Source organism: Lysobacter enzymogenes, assembly GCF_900106525.1.
Classification (GTDB): Bacteria; Pseudomonadota; Gammaproteobacteria; order Xanthomonadales; family Xanthomonadaceae; genus Lysobacter; species Lysobacter enzymogenes.
In genome coordinates this window covers 891634-912182 of record NZ_FNOG01000001.1, presented here as the reverse complement: position 1 = coordinate 912182, position 20549 = coordinate 891634, and the positions used below count along the sequence as shown (strand labels likewise).

At 67.1% G+C, this 20549-nt stretch carries 17 protein-coding genes; 8 read left to right on the top strand and 9 right to left on the bottom strand.

Going from position 1 to position 20549, the window contains the following annotated elements; translation table 11 throughout:
• Positions 1 to 34: 34 nt before the first annotated feature.
• The 5 genes from BLU84_RS03955 (at position 35) to BLU84_RS03935 (ending at position 4239) form a co-directional block, all read left to right on the top strand.
• Entirely contained in the window at positions 35 to 616 is a 582-nt protein-coding gene (locus BLU84_RS03955; protein ID WP_074863086.1) for a nitroreductase family protein, read from the top strand.
• 61 nt (positions 617 to 677) lie between these two features.
• A complete protein-coding gene (locus BLU84_RS03950) occupies positions 678 to 1619 on the top strand; it encodes a 5'-3' exonuclease (RefSeq protein ID WP_074863084.1) in 942 nt (313 codons plus the stop codon).
• 133 nt (positions 1620 to 1752) lie between these two features.
• Complete coding sequence (locus BLU84_RS03945; protein ID WP_074863082.1) at positions 1753 to 2343, top strand: NUDIX hydrolase; 591 nt, start codon at positions 1753 to 1755, stop codon at positions 2341 to 2343.
• 166 nt (positions 2344 to 2509) lie between these two features.
• Complete coding sequence (galE, locus tag BLU84_RS03940) at positions 2510 to 3487, top strand: UDP-glucose 4-epimerase GalE (protein WP_074863080.1); 978 nt, start codon at positions 2510 to 2512, stop codon at positions 3485 to 3487.
• A gap of 8 nt (positions 3488 to 3495) precedes the next feature.
• Positions 3496 to 4239 (top strand): class I SAM-dependent methyltransferase, encoded by a 744-nt coding sequence (locus BLU84_RS03935; protein ID WP_074863078.1) that lies wholly within the window; start codon positions 3496 to 3498, stop codon positions 4237 to 4239.
• An 8-nt stretch (positions 4240 to 4247) separates the two neighbouring features.
• On the opposite strand, the gene BLU84_RS03930 is transcribed toward BLU84_RS03935, so the two are convergent.
• The 9 genes from BLU84_RS03930 to prmC all read right to left on the bottom strand — a co-directional run bounded on the left by BLU84_RS03930 (position 4248) and on the right by prmC (position 16457).
• Positions 4248 to 5345 carry a glycosyltransferase family 61 protein gene (locus tag BLU84_RS03930; RefSeq protein WP_083382295.1) on the bottom strand — a complete coding sequence of 366 codons (1098 nt, stop codon included), beginning with the start codon at positions 5343 to 5345 and terminating at the stop codon, positions 4248 to 4250.
• Positions 5342 to 6553 (bottom strand): polysaccharide pyruvyl transferase family protein, encoded by a 1212-nt coding sequence (locus BLU84_RS03925; protein ID WP_139174606.1) that lies wholly within the window; start codon positions 6551 to 6553, stop codon positions 5342 to 5344. Before BLU84_RS03925 ends, BLU84_RS03930 begins: the two co-directional genes overlap by 4 nt.
• Entirely contained in the window at positions 6535 to 7809 is a 1275-nt protein-coding gene (locus BLU84_RS03920; protein ID WP_074863072.1) for a glycosyltransferase family 4 protein, read from the bottom strand. The genes BLU84_RS03925 and BLU84_RS03920 overlap by 19 nt, the downstream gene beginning before the upstream one ends.
• Positions 7806 to 9632 carry a glycosyltransferase gene (locus BLU84_RS03915; RefSeq protein WP_083382291.1) on the bottom strand — a complete coding sequence of 609 codons (1827 nt, stop codon included), beginning with the start codon at positions 9630 to 9632 and terminating at the stop codon, positions 7806 to 7808. The genes BLU84_RS03920 and BLU84_RS03915 overlap by 4 nt, the downstream gene beginning before the upstream one ends.
• A gap of 67 nt (positions 9633 to 9699) precedes the next feature.
• Positions 9700 to 10830, bottom strand: coding sequence for an ABC transporter ATP-binding protein (locus BLU84_RS27050; RefSeq protein ID WP_074863069.1), 1131 nt, complete (start codon positions 10828 to 10830; stop codon positions 9700 to 9702).
• Positions 10831 to 10841: 11 nt separating this feature from the next.
• Complete coding sequence (locus BLU84_RS27045) at positions 10842 to 11633, bottom strand: ABC transporter permease (protein WP_074863068.1); 792 nt, start codon at positions 11631 to 11633, stop codon at positions 10842 to 10844.
• The gene (locus BLU84_RS03900) at positions 11630 to 14002 is read right to left on the bottom strand and encodes a glycosyltransferase family 2 protein (protein WP_074863066.1); all 2373 of its coding nucleotides are present in this window, start codon (positions 14000 to 14002) and stop codon (positions 11630 to 11632) included. Before BLU84_RS03900 ends, BLU84_RS27045 begins: the two co-directional genes overlap by 4 nt.
• A 518-nt stretch (positions 14003 to 14520) precedes the next feature.
• Positions 14521 to 15462, bottom strand: a complete 942-nt coding sequence (gene pip, locus BLU84_RS03895; RefSeq protein WP_074863065.1) for a prolyl aminopeptidase — start codon at positions 15460 to 15462, stop codon at positions 14521 to 14523.
• Positions 15463 to 15620: 158 nt separating this feature from the next.
• Positions 15621 to 16457 carry a peptide chain release factor N(5)-glutamine methyltransferase gene (gene prmC, locus BLU84_RS03890; RefSeq protein WP_074863062.1) on the bottom strand — a complete coding sequence of 279 codons (837 nt, stop codon included), beginning with the start codon at positions 16455 to 16457 and terminating at the stop codon, positions 15621 to 15623.
• A 724-nt stretch (positions 16458 to 17181) separates the two neighbouring features.
• Between prmC and BLU84_RS03885 the strand changes: the two genes are divergently transcribed.
• The 3 genes from BLU84_RS03885 to BLU84_RS29005 all read left to right on the top strand — a co-directional run.
• A complete protein-coding gene (locus tag BLU84_RS03885; RefSeq protein WP_074863060.1) occupies positions 17182 to 18444 on the top strand; it encodes a zinc metalloprotease in 1263 nt (420 codons plus the stop codon).
• Positions 18445 to 18484: 40 nt separating this feature from the next.
• Positions 18485 to 20356: a tetratricopeptide repeat protein gene (locus tag BLU84_RS03880; protein WP_074863058.1), complete on the top strand. Its 1872-nt coding sequence runs from the start codon at positions 18485 to 18487 to the stop codon at positions 20354 to 20356.
• A 33-nt stretch (positions 20357 to 20389) separates the two neighbouring features.
• A partial coding sequence (locus tag BLU84_RS29005; RefSeq protein WP_484502530.1) for a hypothetical protein occupies positions 20390 to 20549 on the top strand: 160 nt, incomplete at its 3' end.

The window sequence follows — 20549 nt, the reverse complement described above, 5'->3', positions numbered from 1 at the left end:
GTTCATTTTTGTGACCGAGATTCAGATTCCTTAAATGCCTACCCCTGCCCCCGACCTTCTCGCCGCCCTCGACCAGCGCCGCTCGGTGCCCGCCAAGCAGCTGTCCGAGCCCGGACCGGACGAATCCGCCCTGCAGCGTATGCTCGCCGCGGCCGTGCGCGTGCCCGACCACGGCAAGCGCGTGCCGTTCCGTTTCCTCACCATCCAGGGCGATGCCCGCCACACGCTCGGCGAGCGCATCGCCGCGCGCGGCATCGAGCGCTTCCCCGACGCCGGCCCGGCGGCGGTGGAAAAAGACCGCGGCCGCTTCTCGCACGCGCCGCTGATCGTCACCGTGATCGCCCAGCTCGGCCCGGACGAGAAGATCCCCGAGCTCGAGCGCACCCTCACCGCCGGCTGCGTCTGCTTCGCCCTGCTCCAGGCCGCGCAGGCGCTGGGTTACGGCGCGGTGTGGCTGACCGGCTGGCCGGCCTACGACGAACAGGTCGAGCGCTGGCTCGGCGTGCAGGCGCACGAGCGCATCGTCGGCTTCATCCACATCGGCACCGCCAAGCTCGAAGCGCCCGAACGCGAGCGCCCGGATCCGGTCGCGCTGACCCAGGCCTGGTCGCCGTGACGGTTTGCTGTCTTCTGCCGTCCCGGTATCGGCGCGGCGCCGCGCGTGCTGGAATGAGCGCATGACCTCGACCCCACCCGCCGCGGCGCAGACGCCGGTCTATCTGGTCGATGCCAGCCTGTACGTGTTCCGCGCCTGGCATTCGATCCCCGACGACTTCCAGGACGCCGAAGGCTGGCCGAGCAACGCCGTGCACGGCTTCGCCCGCTTCCTGCTGGAGCTGATCGAGCGCGAGCGCCCGCAACACATCGCCGTCGCCTTCGACGAGGCGCTGGATTCGTGCTTCCGCAACGCGCTGTACCCGGCCTACAAGGCCAACCGCGACCCGGCGCCGGACGCGCTCAAGCGCCAGTTCGGCCATTGCAAGGCGCTGTGCTCAGCGCTGGGCCTGAGCGTGCTGGCCGACGTGCAGTACGAGGCCGACGACCTGATCGGCAGCGCGCTGATGCGCATGCGCGGGCACGGCTACCGCGGCGTGATCGTTTCGGCCGACAAAGACCTCTCGCAGTTGCTGCACGCCGCCGACGAGCAATGGGACTTCGCCCGCGGCCTGCGCTGGACCGCCGCCGGCGTGCCCGAGCGCCACGGCGTGCAGGCGACCCAGATCGCCGACTACCTGGCGTTGTGCGGCGACGCGGTCGACAACATCCCCGGCGTGCCCGGCATCGGCGCCAAGACCGCGGCCGCGCTGCTCGGCCACTTCGGCAGCCTCGATGCATTGCTGGCGCGGGTCGAAGAAGTCCCGTTCCTGCGCCTGCGCGGCGCCGCCAGCGCCGCGGCCCGGCTGCGCGAGCACCGCGCCCAGGCGCTGCTGTGCCGGCAACTGACCACGATCGCGCTCGACGCGCCGCTGGCCGAAGACGACGATCACTACCGCCGCGGCCGCGCCGACGCCGACACCCTGCAAGCCCTGTGCGACCGTTTGCGCTTCGGCCCGATGACCCGGCGCCGGCTGTACACCGCGGTCGGGCTCGACTTCGCTGCGTCACAGGTTCCGTCGTAGCATCCTGGCCTTCCCGCGCCAGCGCGCGTTGCGCCTGGCGCCCGCGCACCGGCGCGCAGCGCGCCCGGCGCCGCAGCACCGCATCCCATCACACCGCCCGCCGCCGCCGCGCGGGCCACCGGCGAGGACCGCTATGACCGCACCCGCAGATCACGCAGCCCAGCACGAACCCGTGGAAACCATCTACAACGGCCAATGGCTGCGGATGATGCGGCGCGGCCACTGGGAATACGCCGAACGCACCCACGGCAAGGGCATGGCGGTGATCATCGTCGCGGTGACCCCGGACGACAACGTGCTGTTCGTCGAGCAATTCCGCGTGCCGCTCAACGCGCGCACCATCGAAATGCCGGCCGGCCTGGTCGGCGACGACCACGCCCACGACACCCTGGAATCGGCCGCCGCGCGCGAACTGATCGAAGAAACCGGCTGGGAACCGCGAAAGGTCGAAGTCCTGCTGACCGGCCCGACCTCGGCCGGCATGAGCAGCGAACGCATCGCCTTCGTCCGCGCCACCGACCTGCACCGCATCGGCCCCGGCGGCGGCGTCGCCGGCGAGGACATCGTGGTCCACGAAGTGCCGCGTGCGCAGGCGCCGGCGTGGTTGATGGCTCGGCAGGCCGAGGGTTACGAGCTGGATTTGAAGCTGTGGGCGGGGCTTTGGATGATCGAGCGGAATCCGGATGGGTCGGTGGTGGGCGGCGACCGCGCCCCGGATCGCTGAGCCCGTGACGCGCGTAAGGCGCAGGGAAAACACTGCGTAAGTGCCCACCTGCACAGCATTTACATAGAATTCGAAAAAACACAGAAATTGCGCTTTTTTTCGAACTATCCCGCTTCGCATCCCAGCTCTAAGCTGCCTGCCGGTTTTCGAGCAGGCAGCGAAGGCAATGCATGTTCTGGTATGCGGCGGAGCCGGCTACGTGGGTTCGCATACGGCCTACGCATTGGCCCTGGCGGGACATGAAGTCAGCGTGCTCGACAACCTCAGCAGCGGCCATCGCGAGGCGGTGCGCTGGGGCCGGCTGATCGAAGCCGATCTGCTGCATCCGCACTCGCTCGACGCCGCATTCCAGCAGCCGGTCGATGCGGTCATGCACTTCTGCGCGCGTTCGCTGGTCGCCGAATCGGTGGCGCAGCCCTACGATTACTATGATCATAACGTCGTCGGCACCTTGCACTTGTTGCGCGCGATGCGCCGGCATGGCGTGGACCGGCTGGTGTTCTCCTCGACCGCCGCGATTTTCGGCCACCCGCACAGCTCGCGCATCGACGAAGATCACCCCAAAACACCGATCAATCCCTACGGCGCCAGCAAACTCATGGTCGAACGCATGCTCGCCGACGCCGCCGGCGCCTATGGCCTGCGCTCGGTGTCGCTGCGCTATTTCAACGCCGCCGGGGCCGCCGCTGAAGCGGGGATCGGCGAATCGCATGCGCCGGAGACCCATCTGATTCCGAACGTTCTACGCGCCGCGCTGGGTGTCGGCCCGCCGCTACGGGTATATGGCGACGACTACTCCACTACGGACGGCACCTGCATACGCGACTACGTGCACGTGCTCGATCTGGCCGATGCGCATCTGCGAGCCCTGACCGCGATGGATGCAGCACCATCCGCCTGCGCGCGGACTTTCAACCTCGGCAACGGCTCGGGCTTCAGTGTCCTCGAAGTGATCGAGTCCGCTCGACGCATCAGCAATCGCCCCATTGCCTTCGAGTTCGCACCGCGTCGAGCCGGCGACCCGGCCGTCCTGGTCGCTGCTAGCCAGCGCGCCCTGGATCAACTGGGCTGGCGCCCGCGATTCGAACGGCTCGACGACATCGTCGCCTCGGCCTGGCGCTGGCACTGCGACGCAGCCTACTGAACGAATCGATGAAACTTCCCCATTTCCTTTCCAGCTACCTCAAGCAAAGCCGCGAACTGCTGCAGGCCCACGACGAAACCCGAGCCATGTCTCTCGCGGTCGGCGGCGATTTCGAAGCGGTGGGCGTGGTGGAGTTCTGCCTGCTCAAGCAATGGGGTCTGCGCCCGGGGCACCGACTGATCGATGTGGGCTGCGGCAGCGGTCGCCTGGCCGCGCAGCTGGCCAGTTATCTGCAAAGCGGATACTTGGGACTGGATGTGGTGCCGGAGCTGCTCGACTACGCACGTCGCGTGTGCGCGCGTGAGGATTGGACGTTCCGCCTGGCGCCCGGAACCCACATTGGCGAGCCCGACGCCTCCGCCGACTTCATCGTGTTTTTCTCAGTGTTTACTCATCTTCACCACGAGGAGACCTATCGCTACCTGCGCGACGCAGCACGCGTGCTGCGGCCCGGCGGCACGCTGGTGTTCTCGTTCCTGGAGTTCCGGGTGCCATCGCACTGGGCGGTATTCGAGTCGTCGGTAAACGACGAACGCGAAGAAAAGGTGCTCAACCAGTTTCTCGATCGCGACCTGATCGGCGCGTTCGCACGCAGTCTGAACCTTGTAATCGTTACCTTGCAAGACGGCGACTTGGCGCATATTCCACTGGATCGAAGCGTAGTCTGGGACGACGGCCGCGAGATGTCGGGCCTGGGCAGCCTGGGGCAGTCAGTCTGCGTACTGCGCCACCAACTAAGACGCGAGACCTGAAGCCGCCGTTACAACCACTGCACGACTCTTGCACACACCGCAGCGACATCGACGCTAAACGGCCGATGAGGCCCGCCGACGTCGCCCTCGTCCTGTGCCAGGCCCCAGACGAAGCCGTGACGCAAACCCAGCGAGGAAAACAAGCCAGTGTGAGCATAGCTCCAGGCGGAAGATGACTCGATCTCAATCACCCGCGCATGTCCCGGCGCGAACACCGCGTTGAACATGCCCGCACCGGAACACCCGACGATCAGCTCGGCATTGGAGAACAAGGCGATCTGCTCACGCACACTGAGCAGATCGGGATGCACGACCTCCATCCCCAATCCGGACAACGCCGCTTCCAGCTCTCCCTCGTTGAGGCAGCGCCGTCCGCTTCGCGTAGCTAGGCCGGAAGAACGCGAAACGTACAAGCGCCGGATCGGCGCGGTGCGAAAGCGATCGCCTAAGCGGCGCAGATCGGAGCGCGCCTGGGGCTCCAGGTACAACGCGTTGGTCGGCTCGGACAGATACAGCGCGGACCGGAAGCGATAGTGGAGGCCCGAATCGTGCGGCAATACCCGATCGCGCGCCAAGCCGATCAGGTCGAGTAGTTCCAGACGCTCGCGGCCGGCGCAATAGGCCAAAATACGTTCGGCGCCGAGTTCCTTGAAGCGGATCAGTTTCGGCAGTATCCGGCATAAATAACTGCCCCAGTTCGAAGGCTCATCCGATACCGCCAGAGCGATATCTTCCCCCAACTGTCGCGATGGATTGGCGCGGAACCCTTGCCCATCGGCGTTTTCGGGGCGCAAGCCGCTACGCAGATCGCCGCGCAACACGTCGCTGGCGCGCTCGTGCGGCGCCAAAACGCGGTCGCAGAACCAAAAATCTTCTCCCACGATATTGCGCAGGCCGTCCAGCGCAACCTCTGGCCCCAGACGCAACAGGAAGGACTCGAATCCGATCCGTTCCGGTAACCGCGGAATGCGCCGACCACGATCGAACGGATCATCGTCGAAAGCCAAGTCCTGTCCGCAAAGAACCTCGCCGCTGAATGCTTGAAGACAGGTCCATTCGCGCGATTCACGACGGGGATCGGGCAACAACTGCGGAGCGCCGCTCATTCCGCCGGCTCCGATCCCGACTTACCAAGGCCGGCAACGCCGAGCTCCCCTCGGCCGCCTTCCTGGCGGAGCAAGCCCAGATCCGACAACCCATTACCGTGAAGGAAATCGCGATAGCGCTGCGCCAACTCGGCGCGATTGCGATCGAACATGGCGCCATCGAAACGCCATAGCGACGACAACTGCGTTCGCGACACGCCATCGATGATCTGGTCGGCCGGCACATAAGGAACACGCATGACTTCGCATAACTCTAGCGTGCGCGAGTCATGAGGGATGCAGATGGCCGGAATGCCTGCCTGCAAAGCCAGCATGACGCCGTGAATGCGGGTGCCGATCACCAGATCGTAGCGGCGAAAATGCTCCATCCAGGCGCACACGTCGAAGAAGCTGAGCGCGTGGCGCGAACACCATTCGCGGAACTGCTCGATATCCAGATGCGGCGCACAGAAATCGCGGCAAGCTGCGAGTTCAGATTCAGGTACAGATCCGGCGTCGCCGCGGCCCAACGCGACCATTTCAAGCGGACTTTGCATGACGCAGCTACCGCCGGTCTGCGCCGCGATCGCCGCCAGAGACGCCTCGATCCTGCTTAGCCCGGTCCACTGATAATGGCCGGATACCACGCATATCCGCTTGGGTTCGACGTAGCGCAATTCGATCGCCCGGCCTAGTTGCCGATCCGGGTTTAGGAACAGGCTCGGGCAGCCCAGCGTCACGACCCGATCGCCGAACCCCAACGACTCCAGAACGCGCCGCGAGAACTCCCCGCGTACCGATATGTTCGGCGCAGAACCAGGTGCGCGATCGGCCAACAGCCGCAACCAGGTCAGCGTGCCGGCCGGTACCTCCGGCATGCCCATCTCGGCGCCTGCCTGAACCCCCAGCCCCAGTGCAACGATGGCCGGGCGGGTCGCGGCCATCCTCTCGGCTATCGCCGCCATGTCGATATGGTCGCCCACTTGGTTCGCGCATGGCAGCACCGCCACTTTGCCTGCCGCGTCGACACGCGCCGCGCACGCGCCCCACCCGACCCTCCGGCGCAATCCGAGCTGGCGCCGAATCGCATAGTGGAACGCCAGATTGCCGGTGTTCTCGCCGACCCGGCGAAAGCACTGCGCCGTGTCCAGCAACGCGCTGTCGCGCACCGATGCAGCGATACCGTACAGGAACGCCTGCGGATTAGGATTCAGTTCGTCCGAACGCATTGCGCGACCTCCAGGTGCTTTCGCGCGCAAACCGCATGCGAGTCCGGGCGACGAATCCCGGAAGCCATCTGCCGCCACAGGTCGGGATCGCACGCGCGCAGCAAAGCATCGCCCCAGCGACGCGCATTGCCGACACCGACATGCAGCCCGTCAACGCCATCGCGAACTTTCTCCGCCATGCCGCCGATATCGGATACCAACAAAGGGCGACCGCAGACGAAGGCTTCCTGTATGACCATCGGCGAGTTCTCCCACCAGACCGACGGCACCACCACCCAGTCCACGCCGGCCATGCGCTCGCGCAGTTCGTGCGGACGATATGGTCCGATCCACTGCACCACGCCCTTGTCGATCAGAGGCTGCGCCAGCTCTCGAATCGAATTGCGGAACTCGTCCGACTGCGCGTCCAGGTTCGCCCCATGCACTTCCAACACCAGCCGGCTCCGTTGCGCCTTGGGCAGTTCGCGCAGCGCCTTGAGCAGCACATGCAGGCCTTTGTATGGATTGATTTGGCCGAAGTAGCCGAATCTCGCCCGGAGCTCGCCGTCGGCTGCAGGACGCGGGGGCAACGCTTCGCCGTCGCCCTGTCCGTTCTCGATCACGCTGATCTTCTCGGCCGGCAATCCCCAATCGATGTAGCGCTGGCGCAAGAACTTCGACGGCGAAACGAAATGATCGACGTAATCGAAATGACGCTGAATGAAATGCTTGCGTCGCCATAAATCTGGCACGCTGAGTTGCGGAAAGCAGCCGCGGCAGTCGTCGAACGACTCACGGCTGCATAGGCTTCCGTCGACGCGTATCATCTGTCCCTGGTTGTGGCAGATCGCCATGTACTCGTGCAGGGTCAAGCACAATGTGGCCGAAGGCAGAATGTCCTTGACCACGCGCAGGAATTCCATACCTAGGTGCGCGTAGTGGTGCGCATGCACGATCGTCGGGCGCAACGCGCTGAGCAACTCGGCGAAGGATTCAGTCACGCTGCGGCGCTGCGCCGCTTTGAGCATGGTCCAGTCGTGGATCCCCTGCTCCCACAGATATTCGTCCTTCCGCCTCGGAACGATCGCGCCCGACGCGCCCCTTCCGCGGTCGCAACTGGCCAGAAACCAGGCTCGATCCACGCCGGGCGCTTCGCGATAGGCCCGATAGAGCTGATAGGCCGCGATTTCGCCGCCACCGAGACTGAAATCCGGATGCCGATGGGACATCACCAGGATCCGTTGCCCGGCGACATCCGTGTGTGCGACCGCACTCATACCGGCGTTCCCCGCTCTTGCGCCACTATCGATTCGATCAGCCCGCGCCAGCGCCGTTGATGGCGCAGCGCGTTCCATAGCGTCACCCGCGCACGGAAGCCGCCGTCCCCCAGTGCCACCAGCGACTGCCGCTCCAGGTGCACCATCTGTACGCTGGGCAGATAAGCCGACGACAGGCCTATTTCCCACAGTTTCAAGCACAAGTCGGAGTCCTCGAAGTCGCCGATCAGATAGCCGGCGTCCCAGCCGCCGACTGCATCGAAATCGCTCCTGCGAACCATCATGCAGGCGCCGGTGACAGCCGGCACCTGAGTCAGACCACGATGCGGATCCAGTTGCGGATCCAAACCGAGCCACGGATGGCGGTTGATCCACACCCCGAATTCCTCCAAACGCTCGAATCGCATACCGACGTGCTGAATGCCGCCTTCGGCGAACACCAATCGCGGCCCGAGCGCGCCGATCTCGGCGCGGCTTTGCAACACCTCCAGCATCGATTCCATCCAGCCCGACGACTGCGGAAACACATCGCTATTGAGGAAAAGCAAGTATGGAGCCCGCGCCTGCGCCGCACCGAGATTGTTCGCGCCGGAAAATCCCCGGTTGATCGCGCCGAATACCCAACGCACCGGCACTCGGTAGAGTCGATGCAACTCCTCCATGTGCGAGGCGAACGCGGGCATCAGCGCCGGGTCGTCGACGACATAGATCAGTTCGGCACGCGCACGCAGGTCGCCGTCGCGTACCCATTCCAGCATCTGACTCTCGACAAAGTCGTAACGTCCGTACAACGGCACGATCACGCTCAATTGCGGATCGGCCACGGCTTCGCCCAGTTGTCGCCCGCTTATCTGGGCCTCGACCCAGGTCCGCTGGGCCCGTTGGATCAGCGCGCTGAGCAGCGGCAGTTCGACTCGTTCGTGATGTCGCTCCAATTCGGCGTCGGCAACCTGCACCCCGAACAGCCAACGGCTCACGCTCACCGGGTCGGCGCCGATCTGATCGCATTCAACCCTGTGCAACACATGCACGCCTGCGTCGGTCAACGCGCACAGACTGAAGCTACGCACGCCAGCGACATCGTCCAGATGCAACACAAAACCGGATCCGAGCGCACGCGGACCGAAAGTGGCGCCAACGCTGTCGAGCACATCGCGCCGCGTGCGCCAGGAAGCGGATTCTAGGCTGTGGAGTCGCCCGCAGTCGTCCTCCAACCAGAACCGCGTGCCGAGCCCGCCCACGGCCCAACCGCAGATCACCGCGTGGCCGGTCGCGGCAGGCGTTAGGGCACTTTCCAGGTAACCGCGGGCTTCAGCCGGATCGGCCTGGCAGCTATAGGCCGCCAGCAGCCTCCAGTCCCTGCTGCCGAATTCCACCTGGCGCAACAGTACGGCGCGTGCCGGGCCCGGTACGGACGCCGGCACCGCTGCGACGGCGTTGGCGTCTGCGACGTTCAAGCCTATCCGGCCGCTCTCACTTCCAGCCCGCCAGCTCAGCCATGCTTCCTGGTCCGCCCCAGACTCCTCCGGCTCTGCTATCAGCACGAAGCCTAGCGCATCGCGGTGGCCTGGAAAGTGCGCAGCCACGTCCGGGCGCTCGATACCGAAGCAACGGCTGCGTAATCTTCCGCGCGCCGACTCCAACTCGATCGCCATCTCCCCGATCCGCCATCCCGATACGACCAGCATGCCGGATAAGCCGAAATAATCGTCGACCATTATCCTCGCTGCGCCGGAGGCTGTGACGACAGGACCGTCGGCAGTTTCCGTCGGCGATTGCGCCACCCCGAGCGCAGAGCGCGATCCAAATAAAGGAAACTTCATCGTATGCCCTCCCGCGTCGCAACGCGTACGAAGGCGGCCACACGCCGAGGCAACGACGCGTCGATCATCATGCTGCCTCCACCACGCTTCCGGTCGCCATGTGCAGAGGGTGGCCGATGGGATGGCGAGCGTTGCCGACCGATACACGCAACCGCACAGCGATGTCGGAAGGGTCTTGCGGCCATTGCGCCGGCAAGCGGAATCGAAAACCGAAGCGCCCGCTGCGGCGCGCGGTTGCCCTGACTACATCCTCGCGCATCACCCTTTCGAACGCATCGAGCTTGGAATGGCGCCCATCTAGCTCCACCCACAGATTCTCGGCCTCGCGCTCGCGCTCGCCGATGGCCCAGCCTTCGACTTCGATCGACCGCTCCTGCAGGCGGATGCGCTCTATATATCCGCGCACATCGCCGAACAGCAACGGATCTTGCGCGAGCGCACACTGGCGCAGATCCGGTTGAGCGGCGGAGACCAGTTCGCGATAGACCGACAAGCCCTCCTCTATGGAGCCGAAGTAGCGCATACGCCCCCGATCGAGCACCAACGCGGTGTCGCACACGCGTCGCAACAGCTCAGAGTTATGGCTCGCAAGAACCACGATGCGAGCGCCTTCGACGCGGCCAAGCATGCGCTCCTGTGCACGCTGCAAGAACGCTGCATCACCTGTGGCGATCCACTCGTCCATCAGCAGGATATCGGGCTGGGCACATGTGGAGATCGCGAACCCAAGCCGCATGCGCTGCCCCGCCGACAGGCTGCCCAGCCTGTTGGCGACGCGGTCGCGCAATCCGGCGAACTCGAGGATATCGCCCATCGCGCTCCGCAGTTCGCGCCGGCTCAGTCCCATCGCGGTGCCGCGCAGCAATACGTTCTCGATCAAGCTGGCGTGTTCGGCGAAGCCTAGGGTGGAATTGAGGAGCGATTGCAAGGTGCCGCTGTGCGCGACGCTGCCGCGGGTCGGCGGATAGACGCCATTGAGCACCCTCAACAAAGTCGTCTTGCCCGCACCGTTGAGCCCCAACAGGGCGATGCGCGTACCTGCAACAGCATTCAGCGATATTCCCGAAAGCACTGTCACATAACGACGAGTACTGCCGCTGAGCGAGGCGCGCAGCCCCACCGACTCGATTCCGTCCACACGCTGTGTGTCCAACGGAAGTTCCAGCGCGACTTCGCTGGCCTTGAGATAGATACTCATCGATCCGCCCCTCACAGCCAAAGCGGCACGCGCCGCGCGCAGCTTCGATAAACCAATGCGGACGCCGCCGTTCCGATCCCCGCCATTGCCGCCAGATACCACCACGTCATCGGCTCGACCTGCTCGCCGAGTACCGGCCCGCGCACCGCCGCCAGCATGTGGTGAAACGGATTGGCGCGCATGAAGTCGCCGGTGACGCTGCCGGCCGGAGCCGCCTCGGGATACCAGACCACCGGGGTGATCAGAAACGACGCCATGATGATGCTTCCGACCATTTCGGCCAGATCGGGGAAGCGCGCTCCGGCGATCGCCACCACCACCGCGATCAGAAACGTGTTCACCAGCAATGCCGCCATGCCCAACAGCGACAGCCCGATCCCCGACGGCTCGAAGCTCGGCGAGACGACCGTCACCGCGATCACCAGAGGCAAGGTGAAGACGAAATAGTAGAAGGATCGCGCCAACGCGCGCAGCACGTAGTCGGTCAAGCGCAGTTGACCGTCGAGGATATAACTCTGATGGATCGAGAACGCAGTCGCTGAATCGGCCAATACCGTTGTGAGCAGCCGGAACAAGGCGAAGCCCAGACCGACGTGTGCGAAGTACCGAGCGCGGTCCATGCCAGGCTGCATCGCTGCGAGGAAGCCGCCGATGCCCCAGATGTAGATCGCGGTCGGAATGAGCAGCCACGCCAGGCCGAGTCGGGTACGGCGATGCTTGATCACCGTGTCCAACCAACTGCCGTAGAGCCAATGATCGGGCCTGCGCAGGCTCTGGCGCAGGTGCGAAAACAAAGTAGTCATGCATTCACCGGAATCGCGTTCGGAGGGAGGATGGCACCCAGGGCCCGACTCGCCCGCGACCGCGGCGGAAACGCCAGGTCGAAATGCAGGCTTTCGAGCGAAAGATTCGGGTTGTAGGCCGGGTCGTTGGCCAGCAGGTCGCCCCAGCGGCGCTGCATCGCCGCCGACTCGGCCAGGAAGCGCTCGCGTTTCTCCGGGGTATCCTCCGGCCCACGCGAAGCCGACTCGTGGTGATACAGCTCCGCATGCGGCGTCCACACGTTGCGGTAGCCGCGCGCGTGCAGGCGCAGGCACAGGTCGACGTCGTTGAAGGCCACTGCGAGGGTTTCGTCCATGCCGCCGATTTCGGCGAACAGCGTGCGGCGCAGGGCCAGGCAGGCGCCGGTGACGGCGCTGAGGTTCTGGACCACGCCGGCGCGGCCGAGGTAGCCGTTGCTGGCGCGGCGCAGGTGGCCGTGGGCGTGGCCGGCGACGCCGCCGATGCCGAGGATCACGCCGGCGTGCTGGATGGTGTCGTTGGGGTAATAGAGCATGCCGCCGACTGCGCCGACGTCCTCGCGCACCGCGTGCGAGACCAGTTCGTCGAGCCAGTCCGAGGCGATCACTTCGGTGTCGTTGTTGAGCAGGCACAGCACTTCGCCGCGCGCCTGCGCGGCAGCAAAGTTGACGATGGCGGAGAAATTGAACGGGTGCGGCCAGGTCAGCACCCGCACGTGTTCGCGCTGGCGCAGTTCGTCCAGGTAGCGCAGCGTCTCGGGCTCGCTGGAGCCGTTGTCGACCACCAGCAGTTCCAGCGGCCGGTAGGCGGTGCGCTGCAGCACGCTCTCCACGCAGGTGCGCAGCAGGCCGACGCGGTCGCGGGTGGGCACGATCAGCGAGGCCAGCGGGCGCTCGGACAGGCCGCGCACGCTGCGGTAGTAGCCGTGTTCGGTGACCTCGACGCGGGCGCGCACGCCGGTGCGGCCGTAGTGTTCCTCGATCGCGCGGCGGCCGGCTTCCAGCGCGTAGGGCTTGGCGCCGCCGGACAGCGCGGTGGATTCGGGCAGCACCCGCCAGTGGTACAGCACCCGCGGGATGTGCACGATCTGCGCGTCGTCCAGGCGTTCGGCGCAGCGCAGCAGCAGGTCGTGGTCCTGCGCGCCTTCGTAGCCGGGGCGCAGGCCGCCGAGTTCGCGCACCAGCGCCGCGTCGATGGCGACGAAATGGCAGATGTAGTTCTGCGCGCGCAGCAGGTCGGGGTTCCAGGCCGGCTTGAAGTTGGGTTCGAAGCGCCGGCCGCTTTCGTCGATCTTGTCCTCGTCGCTGTAGAACAGGCGCGCGCGCGGATGCTCGGCGATCGCGCGCGCGACTTCGGCCAGGGCCTGCGGCGCCAGTTCGTCGTCGTGGTCGAGGAAGGCCAGGTGGCTGCCTTGGGCCAGTTCGATCGCGCTGTTGCTGGCTTCGCAGATATGGCCGTGGTTGTCGCGCAGGCACAGGGCGATGCGCGGGTCGCGCGCGGCGTACTCGCGCAGCAGGCGCCGCACCGCGCCCGAGCGCGAGGCGTCGTCTGCGATGCACAGCTGCCAGTGCGGCCAGGTCTGCGCCAGCACGCTGTCCAGGCAGCGCCGCAGCCACGGCAAGGGCGGGTCGCGCACCGGCAGCACGATCGAAATCGTCGGCACGGATGCGCTGGCGACAGGCTCAGGGAGCGCTGGCTCGCTCGGCGCGCGTTCGGCGGCGGGCGACTTCGCCGCCGCCGATTCTGCCGCCGCCGCGCGGTCGTAGCGCGCCAGCCAATGCTGATAGGAATGCGCGCCCTGGCGCAGCGCGCGGCGGTAATGCTGCAGCAGCGTCTTGCCGCCCTCGCCGATGCGCCCGCGCAGCGCCGCGCGCAGGAAGCGCAGGCCGGCGCCGACCGCCTCTTCGCACAGCACCTCGCGGCGCGCGCGCTGGATCCCGCACAGCAGTTCCCACACCGCGCGCATCCGCGACACCCGGCGCAAGCGGAACTCGCGCACGGCGAACTGCGCCAGATGCTCGCTGGGGTCGAAGCGCAGCCGATGCAGGCGCGAGCCGATCAACACCACGCTGCGCGAGCGCCCGTCGTCGCCCGGCTCGGCCAGGCCGATGCGCAAGGCTTCGGACACGCCGGCGCCGAAATCGGGATACAGGCAGGGCGCGAGGATGCGGCCCTCCTCCAGCTCGAAGCGCAGGTCCAACACGTACCATCCCGGCGGCGGCAATTCGCCCTGCGCGCTGCCGACCTCGAACTGCGGATCTTCGCCTTGCGCCACATAGCCGGTCGGCGCGCGCGCGGGCAGCGAGCGCAGTTGATGGATCGGCGTCAGCCGCAGTTGCGCGTTGAGCGCATAAGTCCTGGTTGCGAACATTTCCCCTCGTCGTGCGGCGCCTTCCAAGCGCCCGCGCATGCTTCGTCGTCGCCCGATCCGGTCGCGCGGCGTGCGTCGACGACGACGCCGGACCTGATCGGCGGGCGATTGCAGCGCCGATGGGAAAAGTCAGTCAAGCGGGAAAATTTCGCCGAATTCCGCAGAATTCGGATGCACGAAACACGCAAGCCGTTGATCGCAATCGGCCTGGCGGAAATGCGTTGCACATTTCCGGTGACATTAACTGAGTGGCAAAAACTCGCTTTCGATGTCTTGCGAGGCTAGCGGTGATGTAGCGTTCGCTCGCCGATTCGCGCAACTGCGCAAGAATCGCCAAGCCGTTCGCTTTCGCTCGCGGCCGTCGCGCGAGCCGATCGGTGCCGCGACGGTGATGCTCAGATCCCGAGCAGGCACCGCAATGTCACTGCATAGAACTATTTACCGCGCCAAAGCGCGCCACCCAGGCGCGCCGCAATCGCGCGGCGCAGACGGCCTCGCCGTCCGCGCCGCGCCTGCGCTCAGGCGAAGCGGTCGGTCGCGCGCACCAGCGCGTCGATGTTCTCGACCTCGAACGCCGAATGGCCCGAGGCCGGGGTGATCTCCAGCTCGGCTTTCGGCCAGGCCTTCTTCAGTTCCCAGGCGTTCTGCACCGGGCAGACCACGTCGTAGCGGCCGTGCACGATCGCGCCGGGGATGTCGGCGATCTTGTGCGCGTCGCGCAGCAACTGGTCTTCGACTTCGAAGAAGCCGCCGTTGACGAAGTAGTGGTTCTCGATGCGGGCGAAGGCCAGGGCGAATTGGGCATCCTCGTGGCCGCTGACGAAATCCGCGTCGACGTGCAGGAAGCTGGTCGCGCCTTCCCACACGCTCCAGGCGCGCGCGGCGTCCAGGCGGGTCTTCTCGTCGTCGCTGGTCAGGCGGCGGTGATAGGCGCTGATCAGGTCGTGGCGCTCGACCGCCGGAATCGCGTTGAAGTAGTGCTCCCAGGCGTCCGGGAACAGGCGCGAGGCGCCTTCCTGGTAGAACCACTCCAGCTCCCAGCGGCGCAGCATGAAGATGCCGCGCAGGACCAGCTCGGTCACGCGCTGCGGGTGGGTTTGCGCATACGCCAGCGCCAGGGTCGAGCCCCACGAGCCGCCGAACACCTGCCAGCGCTCCACGCCGAGCTTGACCCGCAGCTTCTCGATATCGGCGACTAGGTCCCAGGTGGTGTTGTCGACCAGGTCCGCGTGCGGCGTCGAGCGCCCGCTGCCGCGCTGGTCGAACAGGACGATGCGGTACTTGGCCGGGTCGTGGAAGCGGCGCATCTTGGCGCTGCAGCCGCCGCCGGGCCCGCCGTGCAGCAGCACCACCGGCTTGCCGTCGGGATTGCCGCACTGCTCGTAATACAGGCTGTGGCGGTCGTCGACCTGGATCGTGCCGGTGTCGAAAGGTTCGAGTTCGGGATAGAGCGTGCGCATCGCGGGCCTCGCAGTCGGGATGCCCGCAGTTTAGCCGGCCGGGCCGGGGCGATCGGTGCCCGGTCCGGCGGTTCGGTCGCAGCGGTGGACCGCGCTTCGGGCCATGCGTCGGGGCGAGGCCGGGCCGGAACTCGGGCCGGCGAGCCGGCCGCGGCCGCTCAGCCGGGCCAGCGGCCGAGGCTGACGCGGTCGCGTTGCTCCCAATCCTGTTCGGTCGCGACTTCGGCCAGCCCTGCCGCGAGCAGCAGCGCGCGCACCGCCGGGCCCTGGTCCCAGCCGTGCTCGATCAGCAGCCAGCCGCCGGGGCGCAGGTGCGCCGGCGCTTGGGCTGCGATGGTGCGGATCGCGTCCAGCCCGTCGGCGCCGGAGGCCAGCGCGGTCAGCGGTTCGAAACGCAGGTCGCCCTGGCGCAGGTGTGGGTCGGCGGCTTCGATGTACGGCGGGTTGCTGGCGATCAGATCGAAGCGCTCGCCCTGCAGCGGCGCGAACCAGTCGCCGAGGCGGAACTCCAGGTTGCGCAGCCGCAGTTCGTCGGCGTTGGCGCGCGCCACCGCCAGCGCCTGCGCGCTGAGGTCCACCGCCAGCACCTGCGCGCGCGGCCGCTCGGCCGCCAGCGCCAGGGCGATCGCGCCGCTGCCGGTGCCCAGGTCGGCGACGCGCGCCTCGGCCTGGGCCGGCAGGCGGTCCAGCGCCAGCTCGACCAGGCGCTCGGTCTCCGGACGCGGGATCAAGGTGGCCGGGCCGACTTGCAGATCGAAGCGCCAGAAGCCGCGCCGGCCGAGCAGGTAGGCCACCGGCTCGCCGGCCTCGCGCCGCGCCAGCCAGTCCTGGAAGCGGGCTAGCGCCGCATCGTCGGGCACGTGGTCGTCGTGGGCGAACAGCCAGGCGCGCGGGCGTTGCAGCGCCGCGGCCAGCAGCAATTCGGCCTCGGCCGGGTCGACCCGGCCGCGCGCGCGCTTGAGCAGTTCGCCGACCGGCAACGCGGCGGCGTTCACGCCGCGCCCCGTTCAGTGCCGTGCGCGAATGCGGCAGCGGCCCGATTTTTCGTTCCGATTCCGTCGCAGACCCATGTCGCACCGCAACAAAAAAACACAGTTCCGCGCTCCATAGCCGGCTCCCGAACAAAATACCGTCGAAAACCGTCAGATCGGCCCGTCGACCCAGTCGCAGATTTGAACAAAAAACTTCCGCCTCGTCACTGATCCAAGCGGTCGGTTTGGCTATCGAAAATGCATCGAAAACTCGTCTTGCAAGAGCAAAAAAAACCGTGATAGCCAAGGCACCGAGGATGTCGCATCGCAACGCCGGTTTCACCGCCGATGCTGCGCCGGCATGCTCCGTCCGCGCAAGCGGGCGCCGCTTTCAACTCAACCAGGAAGTCTCAACATGAAGAAGATTTCGATCCTGAAAGTGCAGAAGCTGAAGACCACCTCGGTCGCCGCGTACCCGATCTGGCTGTGCCTGCCCTGGTGGCCGCAGCTGTGATTTGAGCCGCGTCGGCGAACGGCCGCGTCCGTGCGGCCGCAGCGTCGGCGTGCGCATGATCGGGCGCCGCCAAGGATTGGCGGATCTTCCACCATTCCGGCGAAGTTGCCGCGTCCGCGCAAGCGGCGCGCGCAGCGACGTCATGGTGCGCCCGCTTCATACGCGAAGTGAGGAAGCGGGCCGGCGAGCGATCGCCGGCCCGCTTGCTCCACACCGCAACCCGACGGCCCCGCGATGGCGAACAGCGACGACCAGACTTACTACGTGATTCCGCTGTCGGTGCAGCGCGAAGGCGAGGCCTATTACATCGGCAACGCCGAGCTGGGGGAGTTCTACGAATTTCCCGAGGACGGGCTGCGCATCGTCGAACGGCTGCAGGCCGGCGACAGCGTCGGCGCGATCAAGCGCGCGCTCGCTGCGCGCGCGGCCGACGCCACGAATACGGACAACGCGAACGGCGAGACCGGCGCCGACTCGGCCGCCGCGGAAACCGTCGACATCGACGATTTCCTCGTCCAGCTGCGCGAGATCGGCTTCATCCTGCCGCCGCACGAACGCGACGCCTACCAGCGCCGCGTGGACGAATCCGCCGCCGGCGACCGCCGCCTGTCGTTCCGCGCCAACACCGCGCTGGCGCGCGCGCTGTTCTCGCCGGCGACGCTGGCGCTGTACCTGGGCGTGCTGGCCTATGCCGGCTACAGCGCCTGGCTCGACCCGCGCCTGCGCCCGAACCTGGAAGCCTTCTATCTGGAACAGCACCTGACCCTGACCCTGGTCGCGCTGCTGGGCCTGTACTTCGTCACCATCATGCTGCACGAGCTAGGCCACATGCTGGCCGCCGCCCGCTACGGCGTCAGTTCGCGCCTGGGCATCGGCAACCGCCTGTGGGACCTGGTCGCCGAAGCCGACCTCACCGGCATCCTGTCGCTGCCGCGGCGCCAGCGCTACCTGCCGCTGCTGGCGGGGATGATGGTCGACGTGCTCAACATCGCCCTGCTGAGCCTGACCGTGGGCTGGTTGCTCGACCGCGGCGGCAATGTGTTCTTGGTGCAGTTGCTGCAGGCGCTGGTGCTGCAGTTGCTGATCACCTTGTCGTGGCAGTTCAACATCTTCCTGCGCACCGATTTCTATTACGTGGCGTGCAATTACTTCGGCCATCCCGACCTGGACCAGCAGGCGCGGCTGTACCTGCGCGATCGCCTGCACCGCTTCAGCGGCGGGCGCATCGGCGCGGCCGCCGCGCCCGGCGCGCTGGTGCCGCGCAATCTGGGCGTGCTGCGCGCGTTCTCGCTGCTGTGGGTGGTCGGGCGGATCTCGGCGCTGGCGCTGCTGGCGTTCGTGCTGATTCCCACCCTCACGCGCTACATCGTGCGCGCCTACGACATCTTCGCCAGCCCGGCCGCGACCCGCGCCGCGGCCCTGGACGCGACCGCGTTCGCCGCCATTTCCGTCGCCCTGTTCGCCACCGGCATGTACCTGTGGCTGCGGCGGCGCTGACTTTCCATCGATCCGGCTTTCCACGCATAAGGAGATTGCGATGAACCTCGCCGCCGACGTCACTGTGCCCACCGCCGCAACGCTGCGCCTGCGCCCGGCCGGCGCCGACGGCGCCGCGCCCGACGGCGCGCCCGATCGCCGCCTCGCCATCGACGCCGATTTCCACCGCGGCGGCACCTGGGCCGGCGTCGCCGATCTGGCCGAACTGGCCTGGCGCGAGCTCGGCGAGCGCGGCCGCGACGATCTCATCGACGCGCACAACCCCGAACTGCACATGGCCCTGGCGCGCCATCGCGAGCGCATCGCGCTCAAGTACGCCTGCCTGACCGAAACCGCGCACGACGCCGAGCGCACCCGCAATTTCCCGCTCGACCGCGCCTATCGCCTGGTCCACGGGCTGGTCGGGCTGATGCTGGACTGGAAGCGCGCGCTCGCGCCGCAGCAGCGCTGGCAGGTGGTCGCGTTCGGCTACGACCACGCTCAGCACCTGGCCGCGCGCTTCTTCGCCGAACTGGCGCGGCGCGGCGCCGCCCACGGCATCGAAGTGATCGTGTACAGCGCGCTCGACACCCAGGCGCTGGCGCAGCGCGCGCCGGGCCTGCACGCGCAGGCCGCGAGCGACGCCGGCGCAGCGCCGCCGGCGCCGGCCGCGCTCGACGACGCCGCTTACGCCGCGCTGCAGCCGCGGCTCGAACGCGGCGAGCCGCTGGCCTGGGAGATCCACGCGCCGGCCCTGATCGTCTACCACCGCGGCCGCGGCGAAGACGCGCTGGCCGCGCGCGCGGCCCTGCGCGCGCTGTGCCTGAGCAACCACTACGGCTACTACCACGAGTCGGCCAGCTTCGCCGATACGGTGCTGGCGCACTTCGAGGACATGGTCGGCGACGACGAGGACGCGCGCTGGAACTACATCGGCAATATCTTCCAGGGTTTGGTCAGCGCCGGCCGCCAGGAGTTGGCGCTGGAGCTGATCCTGACCCGCGCCGAACCGCACCTGCGCCGCCGCGAGCTGCGCGCGAAGATGAACTACCTGCTGTCGATGATCCACCTGCGCTACGCGCGCACGCCCGACCTCGCCCTGGCCGAGCACTACATCCTGCTCGCCGCGCAGGACATCGCCGCCGCGCGCGGCGCCATCCAAGACGCCGACCAGACCTTCCTGCGGGTGTTCATCGACAACGGGCTGGCGTTCCTGCGCGTGCGCCAGGGCCGGCCGCGCGAGGCGCTGGCGCTGTGCCAGGAAGGTTACGCCCTGCTCACCCGCGAGCTCGGCGACGAGCGCCACGCCTTGCACCGCTCGGTGCTGCAGTACAACACCGCGCAGGTCTACGTGATGCTCGACCGCGCCGAGGACGCGCTGGCGTACTACCGCAAGTCGATGGAGATGGATCCGTACTACTCCGAGTACTACAACGAGAGCGGCAACCTGCTGCAGCGCCAGGGCCGGTTCGAGGAGGCGCTGGCCTTGTACGAACTGGCGGTGCGCTACAGCGCGCCGTATCCGGAAGTGCATTTCAACCGCGGCGTGTGCCAGTCGCAGACCGGCGACTGGGAGGCGGCGCTGGACAGCTTCGCGCTGAGCCTGGAACTCAACCCGCAGCAGCCGGAGATCCATCAGATCCGCGCCGAGATCCACGAGCAATCTGGCGACGCCGACGCCGCCCTGGCCGACTACGACGCCGCCATCGCCCTGGCCGCCGACTCGGTCGCCGCGCGGGTCAACCGCGCCGTGCTGCACTACGGCCGCGGCGACTACGCACGCGCGCTGGCCGACATGGACCGGGCGATCGCGCTGGACCCGGACAATCCCGAGCACTACGAGAACCGCGCCGAGATCCACAAGTCCATGCGGCGCGAGGAGCTCTACCGCCACGACCTGGACCGCGCCGAAGCCTGCCGCGCGACGGCCTGAGCCCGGCCGAGCCGCGTCGGCGCGTTCGCTCTTGTGAGAGGGGCTTCAGCCCCGAGGCTGTTGGCTCAAGTCGCCGGAATCTCCGTCGCGAGCGGATCGGAAAGCATCGGGGCTAAAGCCCCCTCCCACAAAAAGCCAAGCAATGCAGCGCCCGCGCCCTCGCTCTTGTGGGAGGGGCTTCAGCCCCGACGCT

Excerpts from the sequence above, each read along its gene's own strand:
- BLU84_RS27045 (WP_074863068.1), bottom strand. The coding sequence starts at position 11,633 with ATGACTACTTTGTTTTCGCACCTGCGCCAGAGCCTGCGCAGGCCCGAT.
- BLU84_RS03950 (WP_074863084.1), top strand. The coding sequence starts at position 678 with ATGACCTCGACCCCACCCGCCGCGGCGCAGACGCCGGTCTATCTGGTC.
- BLU84_RS03935 (WP_074863078.1), top strand. The coding sequence starts at position 3,496 with ATGAAACTTCCCCATTTCCTTTCCAGCTACCTCAAGCAAAGCCGCGAA.
- BLU84_RS03945 (WP_074863082.1), top strand. The coding sequence starts at position 1,753 with ATGACCGCACCCGCAGATCACGCAGCCCAGCACGAACCCGTGGAAACC.
- BLU84_RS03915 (WP_083382291.1), bottom strand. The coding sequence starts at position 9,632 with ATGAAGTTTCCTTTATTTGGATCGCGCTCTGCGCTCGGGGTGGCGCAA.
- pip (WP_074863065.1), bottom strand. The coding sequence starts at position 15,462 with ATGCGCACGCTCTATCCCGAACTCGAACCTTTCGACACCGGCACGATC.
- BLU84_RS27050 (WP_074863069.1), bottom strand. The coding sequence starts at position 10,830 with ATGAGTATCTATCTCAAGGCCAGCGAAGTCGCGCTGGAACTTCCGTTG.
- BLU84_RS03930 (WP_083382295.1), bottom strand. The coding sequence starts at position 5,345 with ATGAGCGGCGCTCCGCAGTTGTTGCCCGATCCCCGTCGTGAATCGCGC.
- BLU84_RS03900 (WP_074863066.1), bottom strand. The coding sequence starts at position 14,002 with ATGTTCGCAACCAGGACTTATGCGCTCAACGCGCAACTGCGGCTGACG.
- BLU84_RS03880 (WP_074863058.1), top strand. The coding sequence starts at position 18,485 with ATGAACCTCGCCGCCGACGTCACTGTGCCCACCGCCGCAACGCTGCGC.
- BLU84_RS03885 (WP_074863060.1), top strand. The coding sequence starts at position 17,182 with ATGGCGAACAGCGACGACCAGACTTACTACGTGATTCCGCTGTCGGTG.
- BLU84_RS03920 (WP_074863072.1), bottom strand. The coding sequence starts at position 7,809 with ATGAGTGCGGTCGCACACACGGATGTCGCCGGGCAACGGATCCTGGTG.
- BLU84_RS03955 (WP_074863086.1), top strand. The coding sequence starts at position 35 with ATGCCTACCCCTGCCCCCGACCTTCTCGCCGCCCTCGACCAGCGCCGC.
- BLU84_RS03925 (WP_139174606.1), bottom strand. The coding sequence starts at position 6,553 with ATGCGTTCGGACGAACTGAATCCTAATCCGCAGGCGTTCCTGTACGGT.
- galE (WP_074863080.1), top strand. The coding sequence starts at position 2,510 with ATGCATGTTCTGGTATGCGGCGGAGCCGGCTACGTGGGTTCGCATACG.